The following is a 17,517-nucleotide window of genomic DNA, read 5'->3' on the forward strand; positions in this document are numbered from 1 at the left end:
GCCTTCCTTCGGCGCCCCACCGTAGTGGGGCGCACGCGCCTTTCATCCCTTCACGCAGACCACCTGACGCAGGGTATGCATGATCTCCACCAGGTCACGCTGCGCCTCCATCACCGCCTCGATGGGCTTGTAGGCGGCCGGTGACTCGTCCACCACCTCGGCGTCCTTGCGGCACTCCACGTGCGCGGTGGCCTTGATGTGGTCCTCCACGCTGATCAGCTTGCGCGCCTGGGTACGGCTCATCACGCGGCCAGCCCCGTGGCTGCAGCTGTGGAAGCTGTCCTCGTTGCCCAGCCCGCGCACGATGAAGCTCTTGGCCCCCATGCTGCCGGGAATGATGCCCATCTCGCCCTTGCGCGCACTCACCGCCCCCTTGCGGGTCACCAGCACATCCTTGCCGAAGTGATGCTCTCGGTTGACGTAGTTGTGGTGGCAGTTGACCGCCTCGGCCTGGGCCTGAAACGGCTTACCAATCACCGTGCGCGCCGCGGCGACCACGTTGCGCATCATGATCTCGCGGTTCATGCGCGCGAAGCGCTGCGCCCAGTCCACCGCGAACACGTAATCACCGTAGTGCACGCTGCCTTCCGGCAGGTAGGCCAGGTCCTGGTCGGGCAGGTTGATCATCCAGCGACGCATTTCCTGCTTGGCCAGCTCGATGAAGTAGGTGCCGATGGCATTGCCGACACCACGCGAGCCGGAGTGCAGCATGAACCACACCCGCTGCTCCTCGTCCAGGCACACCTCGACGAAGTGGTTGCCGGTGCCCAGCGTCCCCAGGTGCTTGAGATTGTTGGTGTTCTTCAGCTTGGGGTGACGCTCGCAGATCAAGGCGAAGTCAGCAGCAAGCTGCGACCAGCCTTCGATGGCCAGCGCCGGTGGCGTATCCCAGCTGCCCTTGTCACGGCCGCCACGGGTCACGCTGCGACCATGCGGCACGGCCCGCTCGAGCGCACTGCGCAATGCCGAGAGGTTGTCGGGCAGGTCGCTGGCGGTCAGCGTGGTGCGGGTGGCGATCATGCCGCAGCCGATGTCCACGCCGACCGCGGCCGGGATGATCGCGCCGATGGTCGGCACCACCGAGCCCACGGTCGCGCCCTTGCCCAGGTGCACGTCCGGCATCACCGCGACCCACTTGTGGATGAACGGCAACCGCGCGATGTTCTGCAGCTGCTCGCGTGCCTGCTCCTCCAGCGGCACGCCGCGCGTCCACAGCTTGATCGGTGCCGCGCCCGGCTCCTGGATGACGTTGTAGTTGAGAGTGTTCATGCAGGTGTTCCTGTCATCTTCAAATTCGAAAAGGTGCGGTGACAAAGGGTGGTGGAACCGTAAGCAGTGCCGGCATGGCCGGCGCTGTCACCGGGAGTTGAACCCGACCCCGAAGGGTTATCCATGTAGTTCCACCGGCATTCACCGCGTGCAACGCTTGCCACGGGTGCCGGCCCGCGCGACGAGGGGTGAAGGAACATCCTCCTGCTCAGCTGCAGAGCGGTCACCGCCAGATTGGCGATGGGCGGGGTCAACCCGCGGAAGGTACCTGTAGTTCCTTCGGCATTCGCGCATGCCGACATTGAAACCACTTCATGCGCCTGCATGAAGCGTTGCTGCGGGTGCCGCTGTGCACGACAAGGGTGATGGAACGTCTCGCTGCCATGCCACGCGGGCGTGGCAGCGTTCCTGCTCTAACCACTGAGCTACCGGTGCATCGCGGCACCGGGCGGGAGTCGAACCCGCGACCTGGAGCGTCAAAGGCTGTAGTTCCATCGGCATTCGTGCACACCGACATTGAAAGGGTGGAAGCAGACGGCAAGGGGTGGACTGACGTCCGGAGTCGAACCGGAAGAACCCATGTAGTCAGACCGGCATCCGCCTTCTTCCATGAAAAATCCTGTTATCCAGGCCCGGCTGGCCCCATTGCCAGCCGGGCATCATTGCGACGACCTCCGTGTCGTCCCTACAAAGGCATTGCGGCCACCCGCTCCACCCAACGCGGGCGCTGTCCGGCGGGCAGGCTGGCATTGGCCAGCAACTCGAACACCGCATCGCTGAAACCGCCCACGTGCAGCACGTCCTCCCGCTCGACGGTCTGGCTGGTCGCCACCGGCTGCAGGTCGATGCAGACCAGCTGCGCCTGCGGGCAACGCGCCTTCAGCGCGGCCCACTCACGCAGGGTGGCGGTCGCACCGCTGCCACGGGTGTCACGCCAGCTTTCGTTGTCGGACACCAGTACCAACAAATCCACTTGCGCACGCTTGCGGTTGAGGTAGGCCAGCGGCGCGCTCACCGACGTCCCCCCGCCATTGATGGCCAACTGGCGTGCCAGGGTCATCACGCTGTCGCGTGGGTTCAGCGGCTGCGGGCGGACGTCCGTATCGAACGGCAGCACCTGTGCCTGCGGGTGGCCACGCAACACGCAGGCCGCGATCAGCGCCGCCACGTCCACGCAGCGCGCAGCCGAGGTGGCACCCTTGCGGTAGCCGGTGACCGGCGACTGCATCGACCCGGACACATCCACCGCCACCACCACGTTGCCCTGCAGCGCCGGCACCGATGCCGTGGCCAGTTCCATCGCATCCTGCAGCGCGTCCAGGATCGGACGCGGCAACGCAGCGGCGGCGTGGTAAGCCATCAGCAACTGGTACGGCAGCACCCGTGAACGGGCGATCTGCTGCGGGTCACGCAGCTTGGTGACGATCACCTCCACCATCGCCGGGTCCTCGAACACCCCATGACGCGCGAACGTGTTGAGGTTCATGCGCAGTTGCTGCCATGACGCGTTGCGTGCCAGCATCGCCCACTGCGCGGCATCCAGCGGCAGCGCGGTGTAGTACTGGAACGGCAGGTCCGGCAACGCGCCGCGCGGGTCACGCTTGAACGCCTCGTAGGCCTGCAGTTCCACCGGCAGCAATGCCTCGTCGTGCGGCCGCCCGATCACCCAGGCATACAGCGCTTCACGCGCGGCATCCTGCGGCTTGGGGTGGACCATGCGGATCACGTCGGCCAGCGACGGCTGCTGCCCGATCGCGGCATGGATGATCGCCTTCGGCGAGGCCTGTTCCAGCCACTGGCGCAACAGGCGCTTGGGCAGCGAGCCCAGCGAACGACGCCCCACCTGGCCACTGCGCATGATCTGCACGAACGTACGCAGCATGCGGCCGTTGTCGATCACCTGCGGGAAGGCCGCGGCGAAGGCGGCGCCATCGCGCACGCTCAGCGTCGCCAGCAGCAACGCCGGCATGTCCTTCATGTGGGCCACGGCATGTGCGTACACCGCGGTGCGGGCGACGAAGTCGGCATCCACCTCGGCGCATAGCGCCAACACCTGTTCCAGCTGCGCCTCGGCGTCCCCGTAGAACGTGCTGCTGAGGCAGCCGGTGGCGGCAAACAGCGCCAGCGCCGCACGCGGGTCACGGGCATAGGCCCGCCCACCGGCTTCGTTGCGCGCCTGCGCCTTCGGCAGCAGCGCACCACGCAGGGATGCGAAGAGGGTTGCGTTGGCCATCTGGTACTCCTTGGCGGGAATGCCCGCGTCTTGTCCTGGCCCTATAAACGCAATCGCCGTGCCAACTTCCGAGATAGAAATACAACTTATTGATTTAATTCGTTATTCATTCAACCCAGGACTCATCTCTCGTCTCGCGAACAATCCATTTCATATACTTTGATATCTATATTTATCGGAATGGATATGTCCAGGCGACAGGTAGTCTTCGGCATGCTCGGTACCCAGCTCGATGCCGGCAATGGTCCGGGCCGCTGGGAGAAGTGGCGCCCCACCGTGGCCCTGGGCATGCACGAGGACTTCCAGCTCGACCGGCTGGAGCTGCTGCTGGACCAACGTCGCTTCGGCAAGCTGGCCCAGCAGGTCAAGGATGACCTGGCGCAGGTGTCGCCGGCCTCCGAGGTGCGCCTGCACGACAACTACCTGGTCGACCCGTGGGAGTTCGAGGGCGTGTATGCCCGCCTGCACGACTTCCTTTCCAGCTATCCGTTCCTGCCGGACGAAGAGGACTACTACGTCCACATCACCACCGGCACCCACGTCACCCAGATCTGCTGGTTTCTGCTGACCGAGAGCCGCCACTTCCCCGGTCGCCTGCTGCAGACCTCGCCGCCGCGCAAGCAGGCCAGTGGCGACCCCGGTAGCCATGCGGTGATCGACCTGGACCTGTCCCGCTACGACCACATCGCCCAGCGCTTCGCCCAGCAGCAACTGCAGGACCGCGACTTGCTCAAGGGCGGCATCGCCACCCGCAACCCGGCGTTCAACCGGATGATCGAGCAGATCGAAACCGTGGCCACGCGTTCGCGCGCACCGATGCTGCTGATGGGGCCGACCGGCGCCGGCAAGAGCCAGCTGGCCAAGCGCGTGTTCGAGCTGAAGAAGAACAAGCATCAGCTGCCAGGCCGCTTCGTCGAGGTGAACTGCGCCACGCTGCGCGGCGATGGCGCGATGAGCACGCTGTTCGGGCATACCAAGGGGGCCTACACCGGCGCCAGCAGCGACCGCGCCGGCCTGCTGCGCTCGGCCGACAAGGGCCTGCTGTTCCTCGATGAGATCGGCGAACTCGGCGCGGACGAGCAGGCCATGCTGCTGCGCGCACTGGAAGAGAAGCGCTTCCTGCCGGTGGGTAGCGACCGCGAGGTGGAGAGCGACTTCCAGCTGATCGCCGGCACCAACCGCGACCTGCAGGACGACGTCCGCCAGGGCCGCTTCCGCGAAGACCTGCTGGCACGCCTGAACCTGTGGACCTACCAGCTGCCCGGGCTGGCCGAGCGCAGCGAGGACATCGAGCCGAACCTGGAGTTCGAGCTGGAGCGCTGGTCACGCGAACAGCACGAGCGCGTGCGCTTCAACGTCGAGGCACGTGCGAGATACCTGTCGTTTGCCACCAGCAGCGAAGCCACCTGGCGCGGCAACTTCCGCGACCTGGGAGCGAGCGTGGTGCGCATGGCGACCCTGGCCACGGCCGGACGCATCCAGATCGACGGCGTGGATGCGGAGATCACCCGGCTGCGTGCGCAATGGCGAGGCAGCGAAGAAGCCTCTCCACTGATCGCACTCATGGGCGATGCGGCGTTGGCACTGGATCGTTTTGATCGCGTGCAGCTGGAGGACGTGGTGCGCGTCTGCCTGCGTTCTAAAACCTTGTCCGCCGCGGGTCGCGAGCTGTTCGCGGCATCACGCACCCAGCGCGCCAGCACCAATGACGCCGACCGCCTGCGCAAATACCTGGCCAGGTTCGATCTCGACTGGGGACATTTGAGGAATCACGCACCCCTGCTGTAGTACCGAACCATTCCCAGTAGTTCTTCACGAGGAGAACTGGACGACCAGCGCAAGCGCAGCATGCGAAAGAGCACAATTCCAGCTGTAATCAGATCAATTCATCGCCACGCTCGAGGACCATCACCCGATCACGAGGTACACCGTGCCTCTTTCGCTTGCTGCAGGCAGCTCGCTACAGCTGATCATTGAAGTAACAACCATCCAGCTCTGGGCGAGAACGCCCACGCACCCGAAACCAAGCAACCATCCCTTTGTCGAGAGACGTAAACGACGGGTTTTTGAATCCCAAAACACGTAACACTTCGGTATTCAGCTTGAAGTCCCCCCACTCCCTTCGGCACGCGAGCAGCGCCAGAATGATCGACACCAGCAAAGCAATGATCAGGAAGCCAGCTGAAGCAGGCAACCAGGACATGACGTTTGCAGGCTCAGGCAGGATCATAAACGCGAGGACAACCGCAGTAGGCAGCGCGGAGAAAGCAAGCATGATCCGAAGCATCGAAAGCAACTCGACACCAATCCCCTGCGCATTCCGGGAATTTACAAGCACGCAATGTGCCGACGGCAGATGAACAGCGAAAGCATCCCAACCGCCATCCGCCCTCAACCTGGAAATTACACGCACTTTTCTGGCTAACGCCGGTGCAGGATCGAAGGTTGCCCGGAACGGGCGACCCTCAAGCACGAAGGTCCAGTAACGGATATCAACCTTGTTCGGTAGCGACATCGCGTTTCCGACCAGTGCTGCGGCCATGCCGTGATTCTGCAAGCTGACCATCAGATCCGCGGCAGCAATCAGACGCGTTTGCTCTCGCCCGGCCGCACTGGAAACATCGAGCGCCTCATCGTGGCGCCTGCATTCACTGATCGTTCCTTCGACAATCTGAAGCATTCCTTGCACCCCCACCCAGGATCGGCCTGAACATCATATTCCATGCGCCTCATCCCCCTATGAGATGAAGCGCCTCGTGATTCATGATGCAACTCGAACCGGTGCATCCGTGCACCGCCTTGGAATCAGATCACCGTCAGGTTGGCGTAGGCCATCACCAGCCACTTGCTGCCGGCGTCGGCAAACTCGACCTGTACACGCGCGTGCGCACCGTTGCCTTCGTAGTCGGTGACCATGCCTTCGCCGAACTTGGGATGGTTGACCAACGCGCCGAGCTTGATCGGCGGCGCTTCGATCGCGGCATGTCCCATCACCCGGCTGGTGCCCAGCGAGGCCGGCCGCGAGACCTGCACCTTCGGGCGCACTTCGTTCAACAGCTCACGCGGGATCTCGCGCAGGAAGCGCGAGGGCAGGCTGTAGTTGTCCTGGCCGTGGATGCGGCGCGACTCGGCATAGCCCAGGATCAGCTTCTGGCGCGCACGGGTGATGCCGACGTAAGCCAACCGGCGCTCTTCCTCCAGCCGCCCGCTTTCCTCCAGCGAACGCGCGCTCGGGAACAACCCTTCTTCCATGCCGGCCAGGAACACCAGCGGGAACTCCAGGCCCTTGGCCGAGTGCAGCGTCATCAACTGCACGCCTTCCTCGCCTGCCTGCGCCTGGCCTTCGCCGGCTTCCAGTGAGGCATAGGACAGGAAAGCCACCAGCTCGCTCATGTCCTCGGCGCCCTCCTCGATGTCGTCATCGCGACGCACAAAGCGTGAGGCCACCGAGATCAGTTCATCGAGGTTGTCGGTGCGCGACTCCGAATCCAGCGCGTTGCGGCTTTCCTTGCTCCAGTGCTCGCGCAATGCCGAACGGGTCAGCACATGCTCGATGCGCTCGGCCAGGTTCATCGGCGCCGTTTCGACGGTTATCTGCTGCACCAGGTTGATGAAGCCGGCCAGCGCATTCTTGGCACGCGAAGTCAGGTCATTGCCCTGCGTGGCCAGCATCGACGCTTCCCACAACGACAGCGATTGCTGCCGTGCGATGCGGCGCACCTCGTCCAGGGTGCGCTCGCCGATGCCACGCGTGGGCGTGTTCACCGCGCGCTCGAAGGCCGCATCATCGTTACGGTTGGTCATCAAGCGCAGGTAGGCCAGCGCGTCCTTGATTTCGGCACGCTCGAAGAAGCGCATGCCGCCGTACACGCGGTACGGCACCTGCTCGCTGAGCATCGCTTCTTCGAAGGCGCGCGACTGCGCGTTGCTGCGGTAGAGCACGGCGATGTCGCCATAGCTGCCGCCATCGCGCACCCACTGCCGCGCACGGTCGACCAGGTAACGCGCCTCGTCCATCTCGTTGTAGGCGGCAAACAGGTCGATCGGGTCGCCGTCGCCGCTATCGGTCCACAACTGCTTGCCGATGCGATCGGGGTTGTGCGCGATCACAGCGTTGGCCGCGCCCAGGATGTTGGCGCTGGAGCGGTAGTTCTGCTCCAGGCGGATGGTCTCGGCACCCGGGAAATCCTTCAGGAAGCGCTGTACGTTCTCTACCTTCGCGCCGCGCCAGCCATAGATGGCCTGGTCGTCGTCGCCAACCACGAACACATGCCCGCTGTCGCCGGCCAGCACGCGCACGAAGGCGTACTGGATGGCGTTGGTGTCCTGGAACTCGTCCACCAGGATCTCGCGGAACCGCGCGCGGTAATGCGCCAGCAGCGCCGGGTTGTCGCGCAGCAGCTCATGCGCGCGCAGCAACAGCTCGGCGAAGTCGACCAGGCCGGCGCGGTCGCAGCGCTCCTGGTAGGCCGCATAGGCCTGGCGCAGGGTTTCGCCCCACTGGTCGTGCGGCTCGGGCTGGATGTGCTGCGGGCGGCGGCCCTCATCCTTCTGCGCGTTGATCCACCACATGATCTGCTTGGGCGGGTACTTGCCGTCATCCAGCTCCAGCTGCTGCACCACGCGCTTGACCAGCCGCAACTGGTCGTCCGAATCCATCACCTGGAAGGCTTCGGGCAGCTTGGCCTCGGCCCAGTGCAGGCGCAGCAGGCGGTGGGCCAGGCCGTGGAAGGTGCCGATCCACATGCCGCGGCTGCCGTTGCGCAGCTGCAGGTCGATGCGGTGCCGCATCTCACCGGCGGCCTTGTTGGTGAACGTCACCGCGAAGATGCCGTGCGTCGGCACGCCGAAGACTTCGTTCAGCCAGGCAATGCGGTGGGTGAGCACGCGCGTCTTGCCGGAACCGGCGCCGGCAAGGATCAGGTGGTGACCAAGAGGCGCGGAAACGGCCTCGCGCTGGGCCGCATTCAGCCCGTCGAGAAGGTGGGAGACATCCATCCGGCCATTTTACGCCAGACCGTCTCAATGACTGATCCCTCGATTGGCCGGGTACGACGATGGGGTGGCATACATGCGTATCGCACGGATGTCGGGGGGCTGAAGCGCAGGGTTTGTCCCGGGTTTCGACCGTGCAACAGGAAGCTCTCACGGCCTTGGTGCGTCATTTGACAGTGCAACCGGCACCCCAATAGAGTGTCATCGGCATTACGGTAGTTGCACTGCATGGATCAGCGGTAAGTCAACTTTCAGGAGAAGGATCATGGGAAAGATGATCAATGCACTCGCGGGCACGCTCGCGCTGATGGCTGTTCATGGCGCGGCACTCGCAGAGTCGGCCTCCCCGTCCGTACAGGATGTCGATCACCGCCAGGTGCTTCCTGTCTTGGTCAAGGTGGATGCCAAAGGCCGCGTATCCGGCGTCAATCCCGCCTTTCGCCTTTCTCCCAGGCTGAACCGCCTGCTGGAGGACAACCTGCAGGAAATCGTCACTGCTCCCGCCAACAACAAGGACGGCCGCGCAATCAGCAGTCAGTTCATTGCCAACATGGCCTTGACCACACTGACCGCCGAAGACGGCAGCCAGGCCGTCCAGTTCACTTACGTCTCCTCGCAGAGCATCCCGCGCGGTGAATGGTCGTGGGCGCATGTCGACAATCGACGCCTTGCCCTGATGAACCGGGACCAGCCGGTTCGCGGAGGCGAACGCTTCGAGCCATCATTCCGCTCGATGAATCCCCCCAAGGCACCCAACACCGGCGGATCCGAACCGCCCCCCGCTGGCGGCGGCCAGGGGAAGTCCTGAAACAACAGAGGGGCGCCAACGGCGCCCCTCTTCATTCCCCCGCCAATCATTCCCTGCCCCGCAGGGGTGACGGTTCAGCCCAGCGCCACAGCCGCCTGCGCCGCCTGGCCACGCAATTCCGGAATGGCCAGGCTTTCCCACAGCCGGCCGATGCGCAGGCTGCCCAGTACCTGCACGCGCGGCTCGACCGCGCCGTCGGCGTCGATCAGGCTGCCGTCCGGCGCACTGTCGATGCCCATGCCGTGCGGCCCCGGGCGCGCCAGCCCGCTGCCCAGCAATTGCTGCAGCAGGGGATTGCGCATGGCCTGGGCGCGCATCTCCACGCCGGTGGCGTTGACCACGCAGTGCACGTCCAGCGGCAACGGATGACGGCGCAGGTCCATGGCGGTCAGCCGCACGCAGGCACCCTCGCTGACCGCGGTCTCCAACCGGCCGCGATGCAGCACCAGCCGCTTTTCCTGCTGCATCTGCACCAGCTGTGCATGCACGGAGCCGGCGATGCGGTGGCGGTGGATGTCCCAATAGCGCACCACGTGGCGCAGGAAGCGCCGCTGGTCATCGCAGGACAGCGTCTGCCACAGCGCCTGGCCCATCGGCCGGATCCGCTCCATCACGTTCTGCCAGGGGATGCCGCGCGCGGCGGCCGCGCGCGCATGCCCGCGCAGGGCATGCAGGCGCTGGCGCAGGTTCATCGCCAGCAGCGGCTCCGGGTCGTAATCGGCGGCCGGCCCCTTGGCATGTGGCAACGGCATCAGGGCATGCCGTGACAGCACGTGGATACGCCCGCGGTGGCCGCTGGCCAGCAGCGACACCACGGTGTCGGCCATGCTCAGGCCGGAGCCGATGATCGCCACGTCGGCATGCTCGGCGATGCCACGTACCGCCGCGAAATCCCATGCCTCCACGCGCTTGCCCTCGGGCAGCGAGCCAGCGCCACGGGCCGGCAACGGGCGCAATGCATTGCCCGAGGCCAGCACCACGCGCCGGGCCTGCACCGCCTGCCCGGAGGCCAGGACCAGGCGCAGGCCATCACCGTCACGGTCCAGCTCAAGCACGCGCTCGGCGCGGATCTCCAGCTGTGCGGCGCTGCTGTCCACGGCCTGCTGCAGGCGCGCGCGCAGGTACTCGGCGTACCGCCAGCGCGGCACGAAGCTCGCGGCCAGCGTGTCGCGTGCCACCCCGGGGAAGGCCTGGGTGTGGATCAGGTAATCGAGGAAGTCCTCGACCTGGTCGGGGAAGCCGCCCATCTTGCCGGCCGGCACGTTGAGCAGGTGCTCATCGTAGGGCGTGGCGTAGGCCACGCCGCGCGCCAGTGGCAACGAGGGCTCCAGGATCAGGATGCGCAACGCCGACCGCGCGCCGCGCAGCAGGCCGATGGCGGTGAGGACGCCGGCGGCACCGCCGCCGATGATGGCCACGTCACACGGCCCGGGGGTATCTAGAACGCTCATCCGCCCGATTGTAGGCGATGCCATCCCCCTGCCTGATGCCCTGCCGGCATGTGTTCATGGGCGATGCGCCGGCGGGCTTTCACACGCCTGAAACACAGAACCCGCCTTGCGGCGGGTCCTGGGTGGAACGGTAGACCAGGCAATCCGGTTGGATTACTTGATCTTGCCTTCCTTGTACATCACGTGCTTGCGCACCACCGGATCGTACTTCAGGAATTCCATCTTCCCCGGGGTGTTCTTCTTGTTCTTGTCGGTCGTGTAGAAGTGGCCAGTGCCGGCCGAGGAAATCATACGGACCTTATCGCGCTTACCTGCCATGATCGTTTACTCCTCAGACCTTTTCGCCGCGGGCACGCAGCTCAGCCAGAACGGAATCGATGCCGTTCTTGTCGATGGTGCGCAGTGCATGCGCGGAAACACGAAGCTTGACCCAGCGGTTCTCGCTGGCGACCCAGAAACGACGCTCGTGCAGGTTCGGCTGGAAACGACGACGGGTCTTGTTGTTGGCGTGCGAGACGTTGTTACCCGTCTGCACTCGCTTGCCGGAAACTTGGCATACGCGGGACATTGCGCACCTCGGTAATGTTGGTGACTTCCTTAGCCAGGAAGACGGCGGCCCCGGCGGTTGCCCGCCACGTGTCATGGGAATCAAAGGGTTACGCTGACAAGGGTGGGCGAATGACACGTTCCCGACCACCAATCCGGAGGTTTCCGGACACAGCGAGCCGGTAATTATGCCGCGCGAAGTCCCCGAGTGCAAATCACCGGCCGCAGCGGGGCCTACTGGGGGGCGAAGTCCAGCGTGCGGCGCCAGCGCAGCGGCGTGCCGGCCCGGCCCGGGTCCGGCGGGAACAGGCTCAGGTAGCCGGCGGCGATGGCGCGGTCACGCAGGCGTTCACCCACGCCCTCGGCCACTTCCACCTCCACATGGGTGACCTTGCCTTGCGGGTCGACGTCCATCGCCCAGACCAGCCGGCCCGACCATTGTTCCGGCGGGATCGAGGCATCGTAGTTCGGGCGGCCGGCGACGTAGGGAATGCCACGCTCCTGGAACAACGGCGAGTCCTCCAGGCTTGGATCGACGCGGATCGTCGCGGTGTTGGTGCCGCCGTCACCGAGGAGGACATGCGCCGTCCAGTCTCCCGGCCTGCCACCGATGCCCAGGTCGGCCCGGTAGCACCGTTTGGCACCGCGGTAGTCGTCATAGCGGTGCAGGGACACCTGCTTGCCGTCGGCATCGCGCAGCTCCAGCTGCAGGCCGCCGACATCGTCGGTCGTGGCATTGGCGGCCACGCAGATCTGGTGCTGGTGATCGCCCGTCATGACGAACTGCCGCGTCTGCTGGCGGGCAATCGCGTCAGCCGGCGTCCTGGACCACAGGAACTCGATGTAGATGGGGCTGTCCTGCGCGGCGGCCGGGCCACACAGCGACAACAGAACCGGCACGGCAAGATGGTGCATACGCATGGGCCCGCTCCCTGAATGTACCTCCCGACTCTAGCCAGCCCGGCGCACGCACATCAAGTCAGGCCGCACGTGCCTGCGCGCCACGCAGCTCACGCCATACTGCCCGCGCCACCTTCCAAGCCGAGCGCAGGAACAGCAGCAGCAAGGCCACGGCGATCAGCAGGTCCGGCCAACCGGCACCGAACGCCCACACCGCCAGCGCGGCCAGGATCACGGCACTGCCTTCGTACACATCGTTCAGCGAACACGCCCAGGCCGAGGCCAGGTTGATGTCGCCCTGTCGGTACGGCCACAGCAGGCGCAGGCACAGCAGGTTGGCGACCAGATTCAGCAGCGCGGCGATGCCCATGCTTTCGAACAGCGGCAGGTGCGGATGGGCCAGCTTCCAGCCGATGCCCACGGCCACCGCGATGGCCGCGCACAGGATGAACACCGCCTTGAGCAGGGCCACGCGCGCCTTGGCGGCGAGGCTGGCGCCGACCACCGCCAGGCTCAGCGCATAGGTCAGCGCGTCGCCGAGATTGTCCAGGCTGCCGGACAGCAATGAGGCCGAGCCGCTGTGCCAGGCCGCGGCCATCATCATCACGAAGGTCAGCAGGTTGATGACCAGCACCTGCACCAGCACCCGCCGTTGGCGGGCCTGCATGCGTTCGACTTCCAGGGTTTTGCCGCAGCCGCAACACTCGCTCATGGGGACACCATTATCCGTCGTCGCCATTATCACGCCGAGCATGGCCGGATGCATCTGGCCAGGACCTCGCCGAGGTACTCGGCCGCGATCCACTATCACCCCGCTCTCAGGCCAACACGGCCCGACGCGGTCTCCCGGCTTGCGCGGCACCCGATGCAATCGGCTCGCCGGAAGCGGGAACCGCTCGCTCCCTGCCCCATGCCCGGATTCCCTCGATCTGTTCCGGCGCGGTTCGCGAGAGTGGCACCACGTTGTGGAAGCTGCGTCGGAACAACTCCGGATTCACCACGCCATCCCCGTGCAGGTAGGCCTCCTTGACGACCTCCCTCACCGCCGATTCCAGATCCGAGCCAGCAAAGCCTTCGGACAACTCCACCAGTTCGTTCAGCAACGACGCATCCAGCACCCCATCCGGCAGCCCGCGTCGGGCATAGATGCCGATGATGTCCCTGCGCTCCTCCGCGGTCGGCAAGTCGACGAAGAACAGTTCGTCGAAGCGTCCACGACGCAACAGCTCAGGCGGCAACCGGGACACGTCGTTGGCCGTCGCCACCACGAACACGCGCGTGCGCGCCTCCTGCAACCAGTAGAGGAACTGCCCTACCAGACGCGTCGAAGTCCCACCGTCACCACCACCGGTCGCACCGGCCAGACCCTTCTCGATCTCGTCAATCCAGAGCACGCAGGGCGCCACGTGGTCGGCGGTGGCCAGCGCCTCCTTCAGCCGCCCTTCGCTTTGGCCCAGGTACTGACCATGGATGGTCGACAGGTCAAGCCGATACAACGGAAGCTGCCAGTCATGCGCGATCGCCTTGGCGGAAAGTGACTTGCCGCATCCAGGCACGCCCACCAACAGCACACCGCGTGGCGGACGTATGCCGCGCTCGCGCAGGTCCGCCGTGAGCAGCGGGCGTTCGCGCTGCAGCCAGGCCTTGAGCCCGCCCAGTCCGCCCACCGTCATCTCGGCGCTGCGCACCGAAACGCGCTCGATACCACTGATGTCGGCGAAGATCCGATCCTTGGCCGACATCAGCTCGACCATGTCGGCCTTGGCAATGCGACCATTGACCAACAGCGTGGCAATGATGTTTTCGGCCTCAAGACGCGATACACCGGCCAGGATCGCAGCAGCACGCGACACGTCCTGCTCATCCCACTCGATCGGGAACTGGCTGCGGTAGGGGTCGATCTGCTCGCGGATGATCGCCGCCATCTCATCCTCATTCGGCGCAGACAACTGCACCGACATACCCAGCCTCTGCAGCTGCCCGAAGATAGGCTTGCTGGTGACCACCACCAACGAGCCACCGTGGTCGGCCGCCAACATCACCACGTCGATCAGCTGACGTGACGAAGCGGTGTCATCCTCAAGGTCCGAGACCTCGGTGAGCACGAAACTCAGGTTCTGCCGCTGGGTCATCTGCTGGCTGGCGAAGTCCACCGCGCCAATGACCGAACGATCCTCGTTCACCACGCGACCACTGGCCAACTCGCGCGTTCCCTGGGACAGGGTATGCACGAAGAACGGCGCATTGAGGCTGCCGGCAACTTCGCGCAGGATGTCCAGAACACGGGCGCGCTCTGTGCTGCGGATCGATATGAACGGAACCCGGGCCTTGAGGTAGCGCGTCAGTGTTGCCTTGAATTCACTTGCGTCGGTCATCGTCAAACCAGGAATGAGCGCCGTTTGGATGGCACTGATGAAGGAGGAGGTTCTCCGGCAGCGGGAACCGGCACGGGCATTGCAGCCTGGAAATGACACAGGTCCTGCTGGCGCAGCGTTCGCAGCAGCGCATCCGAGCGTTGGCTGCGCGCACCATCCTCCAGGGACTGTTGCATTGCTTGCGCCGCTTTCTGCAGCAATTCCTGCAGATGACTGCGCAACACTTCCGGCAGCACCTCCAGGCTTGCCAGCCAGTGGAGCACGGTCAGTTGGCGCCGTGCATCCAGCAGCGCACGCACGACGTCAACCTCATCGCGACAGTACTTGAAACTGCGATCGAGGCGGGAGCCCAGCGCCTTCAGGCGCTGGTCGAATACCTCATTTATGCGCTCACTGAACAACGTCGCCACACCCGGCGTCCAGTCCAATTGCCCCTGGCGCATGGCATGCAGCACTGACTCGTCGTCGCCGCCCTGGGCAAAGCGCTCCAGGGCGCTGCTCCAGTCTGCATAGACACGCGGGATAACCACGACCATGACTCAGCGTCGACGGCGGACGAAGCCATTGCCGGGAAGCAGGTCCCAACCTGGCAGAGCGCCGGCCAATGCTTCTGAAACCACTTGGGCAGATGCAACCTCGCCGCTTTCAGGTGACGACGGCGCTGCTGGCCCCACCGTCTGGGCAGGCAACGGCGGTGGCATCGGCGAATCAATCAATTGACGTGTCATGCGTGCCTCCTCAGGCAGTTGCCAGTACCCGACGGGCGGCATCGTGGCCGCCCAAAGCGAACTGGTCGGGGCTTGCCGACTCCAGCAAAGCAATCAGCGATTCGGACTGGGCGTCACGTCGGTCGAGCTCGCGCCGGACTTCCACCACCTCGGCCAGGCACGCCTTCAGGACCTGCAGCGACTGCACGCGTGCCTGGTCGAACTGGCTGCGCAGCTTGGCGCGCACGCCATCGAGGTTCTTGTAACTGACCCCGACCCACAGCAGCAGACCCGCACCCATTGCCATGGCGACCAGCGAACCGAATCCGGCCACGATCAGCAGGATCGCCAAAGCCAGGCCCAACCAATGCAACACGCCCAGCTTCACTTTCGCCAAGGCCGCCTGCAGTTGCGCCTCCAGATGCCCACCCAGCGATGCCTCCAGCTCACGCTGGTTCCCACCATCGCGGGTGATGCCGGTCCAGCCACTGATACTGATCGTGATATCGCCCGGCACATGCGCACGGATCTGCGCCGTCAGGTCCTGGTGCGCATCAAGGATCCAGCTACGCGACAATGCCGTGGCAAAACGCTGCGTGGCCCGCGATGCATGGCTCGTCTCCGGATGCATCGCCGAGTTGGTCAGCAGCTGGGTGAAGCTGACCTGCTCATCCAGCGTCTGCTGGAGGTCGTAGCGCTTCTGTGCGGCCGGGCGGTCACCACCTTCGGAGATGATCAACCGGCACATTTCCTCCTCGCGGCGCAGCGGGAGCTCCTCATCGTCGAAATGCGAAGTCAGCTTTTCGAGCAGGCGGTCTACATCCGCAGCCAGACTAGCCGTCGCCCTGGCTGGCCCCGCGAAAACACCCTCGAAGTGATCGGTGACCACCGCATGCAGCCCGCAGCCGTTGAGGGCATCCTGCAAGGCCGGCCACGTCGGGCTATGCCTGCCCAGGTTGGGAAAGCGCGCACTGTCGTCCCCGTTTGGCATCTTCGACCGCAACGCATCGACCCACTGCGCCCGCTGCTCCTCGACAAAACCCGCACGCTGGGATAACTCGTCGATCCAGCCAGCAGTGCGCTTGAGGCACCCCTGCGCCGTCTCCAGCCCGAACACGCCGCCGGCGATGGCATCGATCAACACGACGGTCTGGCGATCCAGGAGCATCGGATTCTGCTGCGCCATGTAGCGATCCATCCACTGCTGCGCAGCAGCAATACGGCCAGCGCGACGACACACCAGTGCAAACAGCAGGCTGGTCTTCTCGTCATCGCGGCGCAATGCTTCAGCCAGCCCGCGCTCTGCCAGGTCGCGGTTGTCGCTCAACCAGGCCGCCAATGCCACCAGCGCCGGCGCCAGCCAATAGCCCGGCGCAGCCAGCATCAACTGCTCGGTCGCGGCATTGATCGTGTCACGACGCACCAACCGTACATCCGCGGCCTGCAGGATACCGGTCGTCTGGCGACGAACATCCGCATGATGACCGAACCGCGATTCCAGCTCCTGACGCACCTTGACATGGCGGGTCTCGGCCAGGCCCAGTTCCTTGGCCCTGGTATCGGCGATGACAAAGGCATCAAACGCCTGTTGCAGCTTTTCCAGCTTTTCGCGGGTGTCCTCGACGTTGGACTGCACATAGCCGACCTGATCGCTCAACGCGCCAAGATCGTTGTTGATCGCACGCAGGTTGCTGGTGATGGCGGACAGGTCCGCCAGGTGGATGATGCGTTCTCCGCTCATTACGCCCCCTCGATGATTGCCGTTTTGCCGGACCCACTGACCGCCACCATGCGCGTGGCATATACCTCGATGCAGGCATAGGAGCGATGCAGTGCAAGCGCTCGCGCCCGCTCAAGCGTCAACGGCAGGGGCTGGCCGATCTTGTAGTGGTCAATGATCAACCCGTCCAGCGCCAGGGTATGGACCTCATAGGGTTGGCCCAGATAGCAACGCGAAACGATGCCGATCAATTGCTCGCCATCAACCAGCTCGCCCAGCTCGGCCTCAATCGCTGCCTTCAGGGCATCCAGTGCTTTCCGATCATGCACGTGAACACCGGCATCCAGCCCTGCCACGGCCTGCAGGTAAGTCGATGAGCGCGGCTGCCGGAGACGCTGCAACCGCGCTTCAGGCGATTGCAGCGTCGTGAGGGCGGCGCGGGAGCGGTCCACCACCGGGGTCACCGACAAGGTAGTCTCCGTACCGGTCAAAAGCGTTCGAACCATCTCCCTG

Annotated in this window: 15 protein-coding genes; 2 read left to right on the plus strand and 13 right to left on the minus strand. The window is 64.9% G+C overall.

Annotated elements, in window-relative coordinates; genetic code table 11:
- Positions 1-42: 42 nt before the first annotated feature.
- Both AC06FE_RS07120 and AC06FE_RS07125 read right to left on the minus strand, forming a co-directional pair.
- A complete protein-coding gene (locus AC06FE_RS07120; RefSeq protein WP_478072637.1) occupies positions 43-1,269 on the minus strand; it encodes an RtcB family protein in 1,227 nt (408 codons plus the stop codon).
- A gap of 685 nt (positions 1,270-1,954) precedes the next feature.
- Positions 1,955-3,502 carry a vWA domain-containing protein gene (locus AC06FE_RS07125; protein ID WP_478072638.1) on the minus strand — a complete coding sequence of 516 codons (1,548 nt, stop codon included), beginning with the start codon at positions 3,500-3,502 and terminating at the stop codon, positions 1,955-1,957.
- Between the two features lie 186 nt (positions 3,503-3,688).
- Between AC06FE_RS07125 and rtcR the strand changes: the two genes are divergently transcribed.
- The gene (gene rtcR / locus AC06FE_RS07130; protein ID WP_478072639.1) at positions 3,689-5,290 is read left to right on the plus strand and encodes an RNA repair transcriptional activator RtcR; all 1,602 of its coding nucleotides are present in this window, start codon (positions 3,689-3,691) and stop codon (positions 5,288-5,290) included.
- A gap of 172 nt (positions 5,291-5,462) precedes the next feature.
- Here the strand turns inward: rtcR and AC06FE_RS07135 are convergent, their stop codons facing one another.
- A complete protein-coding gene (locus AC06FE_RS07135) occupies positions 5,463-6,182 on the minus strand; it encodes a hypothetical protein (protein ID WP_478072640.1) in 720 nt (239 codons plus the stop codon).
- Between the two features lie 125 nt (positions 6,183-6,307).
- Complete coding sequence (uvrD, locus tag AC06FE_RS07140; RefSeq protein WP_478072641.1) at positions 6,308-8,500, minus strand: DNA helicase II; 2,193 nt, start codon at positions 8,498-8,500, stop codon at positions 6,308-6,310.
- A gap of 262 nt (positions 8,501-8,762) precedes the next feature.
- Between uvrD and AC06FE_RS07145 the strand changes: the two genes are divergently transcribed.
- The gene (locus AC06FE_RS07145) at positions 8,763-9,305 is read left to right on the plus strand and encodes a hypothetical protein (protein WP_313253655.1); all 543 of its coding nucleotides are present in this window, start codon (positions 8,763-8,765) and stop codon (positions 9,303-9,305) included.
- Positions 9,306-9,379: 74 nt separating this feature from the next.
- On the opposite strand, the gene AC06FE_RS07150 is transcribed toward AC06FE_RS07145, so the two are convergent.
- The 9 genes from AC06FE_RS07150 to AC06FE_RS07190 all read right to left on the minus strand — a co-directional run bounded on the left by AC06FE_RS07150 (position 9,380) and on the right by AC06FE_RS07190 (position 17,474).
- Positions 9,380-10,756, minus strand: a complete 1,377-nt coding sequence (locus AC06FE_RS07150) for an FAD/NAD(P)-binding protein (protein ID WP_478072642.1) — start codon at positions 10,754-10,756, stop codon at positions 9,380-9,382.
- A gap of 153 nt (positions 10,757-10,909) precedes the next feature.
- Complete coding sequence (gene rpmG, locus AC06FE_RS07155) at positions 10,910-11,077, minus strand: 50S ribosomal protein L33 (protein ID WP_172675037.1); 168 nt, start codon at positions 11,075-11,077, stop codon at positions 10,910-10,912.
- Positions 11,078-11,087: 10 nt separating this feature from the next.
- Complete coding sequence (gene rpmB, locus AC06FE_RS07160) at positions 11,088-11,324, minus strand: 50S ribosomal protein L28 (protein ID WP_132863867.1); 237 nt, start codon at positions 11,322-11,324, stop codon at positions 11,088-11,090.
- 212 nt (positions 11,325-11,536) lie between these two features.
- Positions 11,537-12,223 carry a hypothetical protein gene (locus AC06FE_RS07165; protein WP_478072643.1) on the minus strand — a complete coding sequence of 229 codons (687 nt, stop codon included), beginning with the start codon at positions 12,221-12,223 and terminating at the stop codon, positions 11,537-11,539.
- Positions 12,224-12,281: 58 nt separating this feature from the next.
- Positions 12,282-12,914: a cation efflux transmembrane domain-containing protein gene (locus AC06FE_RS07170; RefSeq protein ID WP_478072645.1), complete on the minus strand. Its 633-nt coding sequence runs from the start codon at positions 12,912-12,914 to the stop codon at positions 12,282-12,284.
- Between the two features lie 106 nt (positions 12,915-13,020).
- The gene (locus AC06FE_RS07175; protein WP_192287095.1) at positions 13,021-14,577 is read right to left on the minus strand and encodes an AAA family ATPase; all 1,557 of its coding nucleotides are present in this window, start codon (positions 14,575-14,577) and stop codon (positions 13,021-13,023) included.
- 2 nt (positions 14,578-14,579) lie between these two features.
- The gene (locus AC06FE_RS07180) at positions 14,580-15,113 is read right to left on the minus strand and encodes a hypothetical protein (RefSeq protein ID WP_478072646.1); all 534 of its coding nucleotides are present in this window, start codon (positions 15,111-15,113) and stop codon (positions 14,580-14,582) included.
- Between the two features lie 202 nt (positions 15,114-15,315).
- On the minus strand, positions 15,316-17,025 hold the full coding sequence (locus AC06FE_RS07185) for a hypothetical protein (RefSeq protein WP_478072647.1): 1,710 nt from the start codon (positions 17,023-17,025) through the stop codon (positions 15,316-15,318).
- Positions 17,025-17,474: a hypothetical protein gene (locus AC06FE_RS07190; protein WP_478072648.1), complete on the minus strand. Its 450-nt coding sequence runs from the start codon at positions 17,472-17,474 to the stop codon at positions 17,025-17,027. Before AC06FE_RS07190 ends, AC06FE_RS07185 begins: the two co-directional genes overlap by 1 nt.
- Positions 17,475-17,517 lie beyond the last annotated feature (43 nt).

The sequence above is a fragment of the Stenotrophomonas sp. Steno-C18 genome (assembly GCF_056393195.1).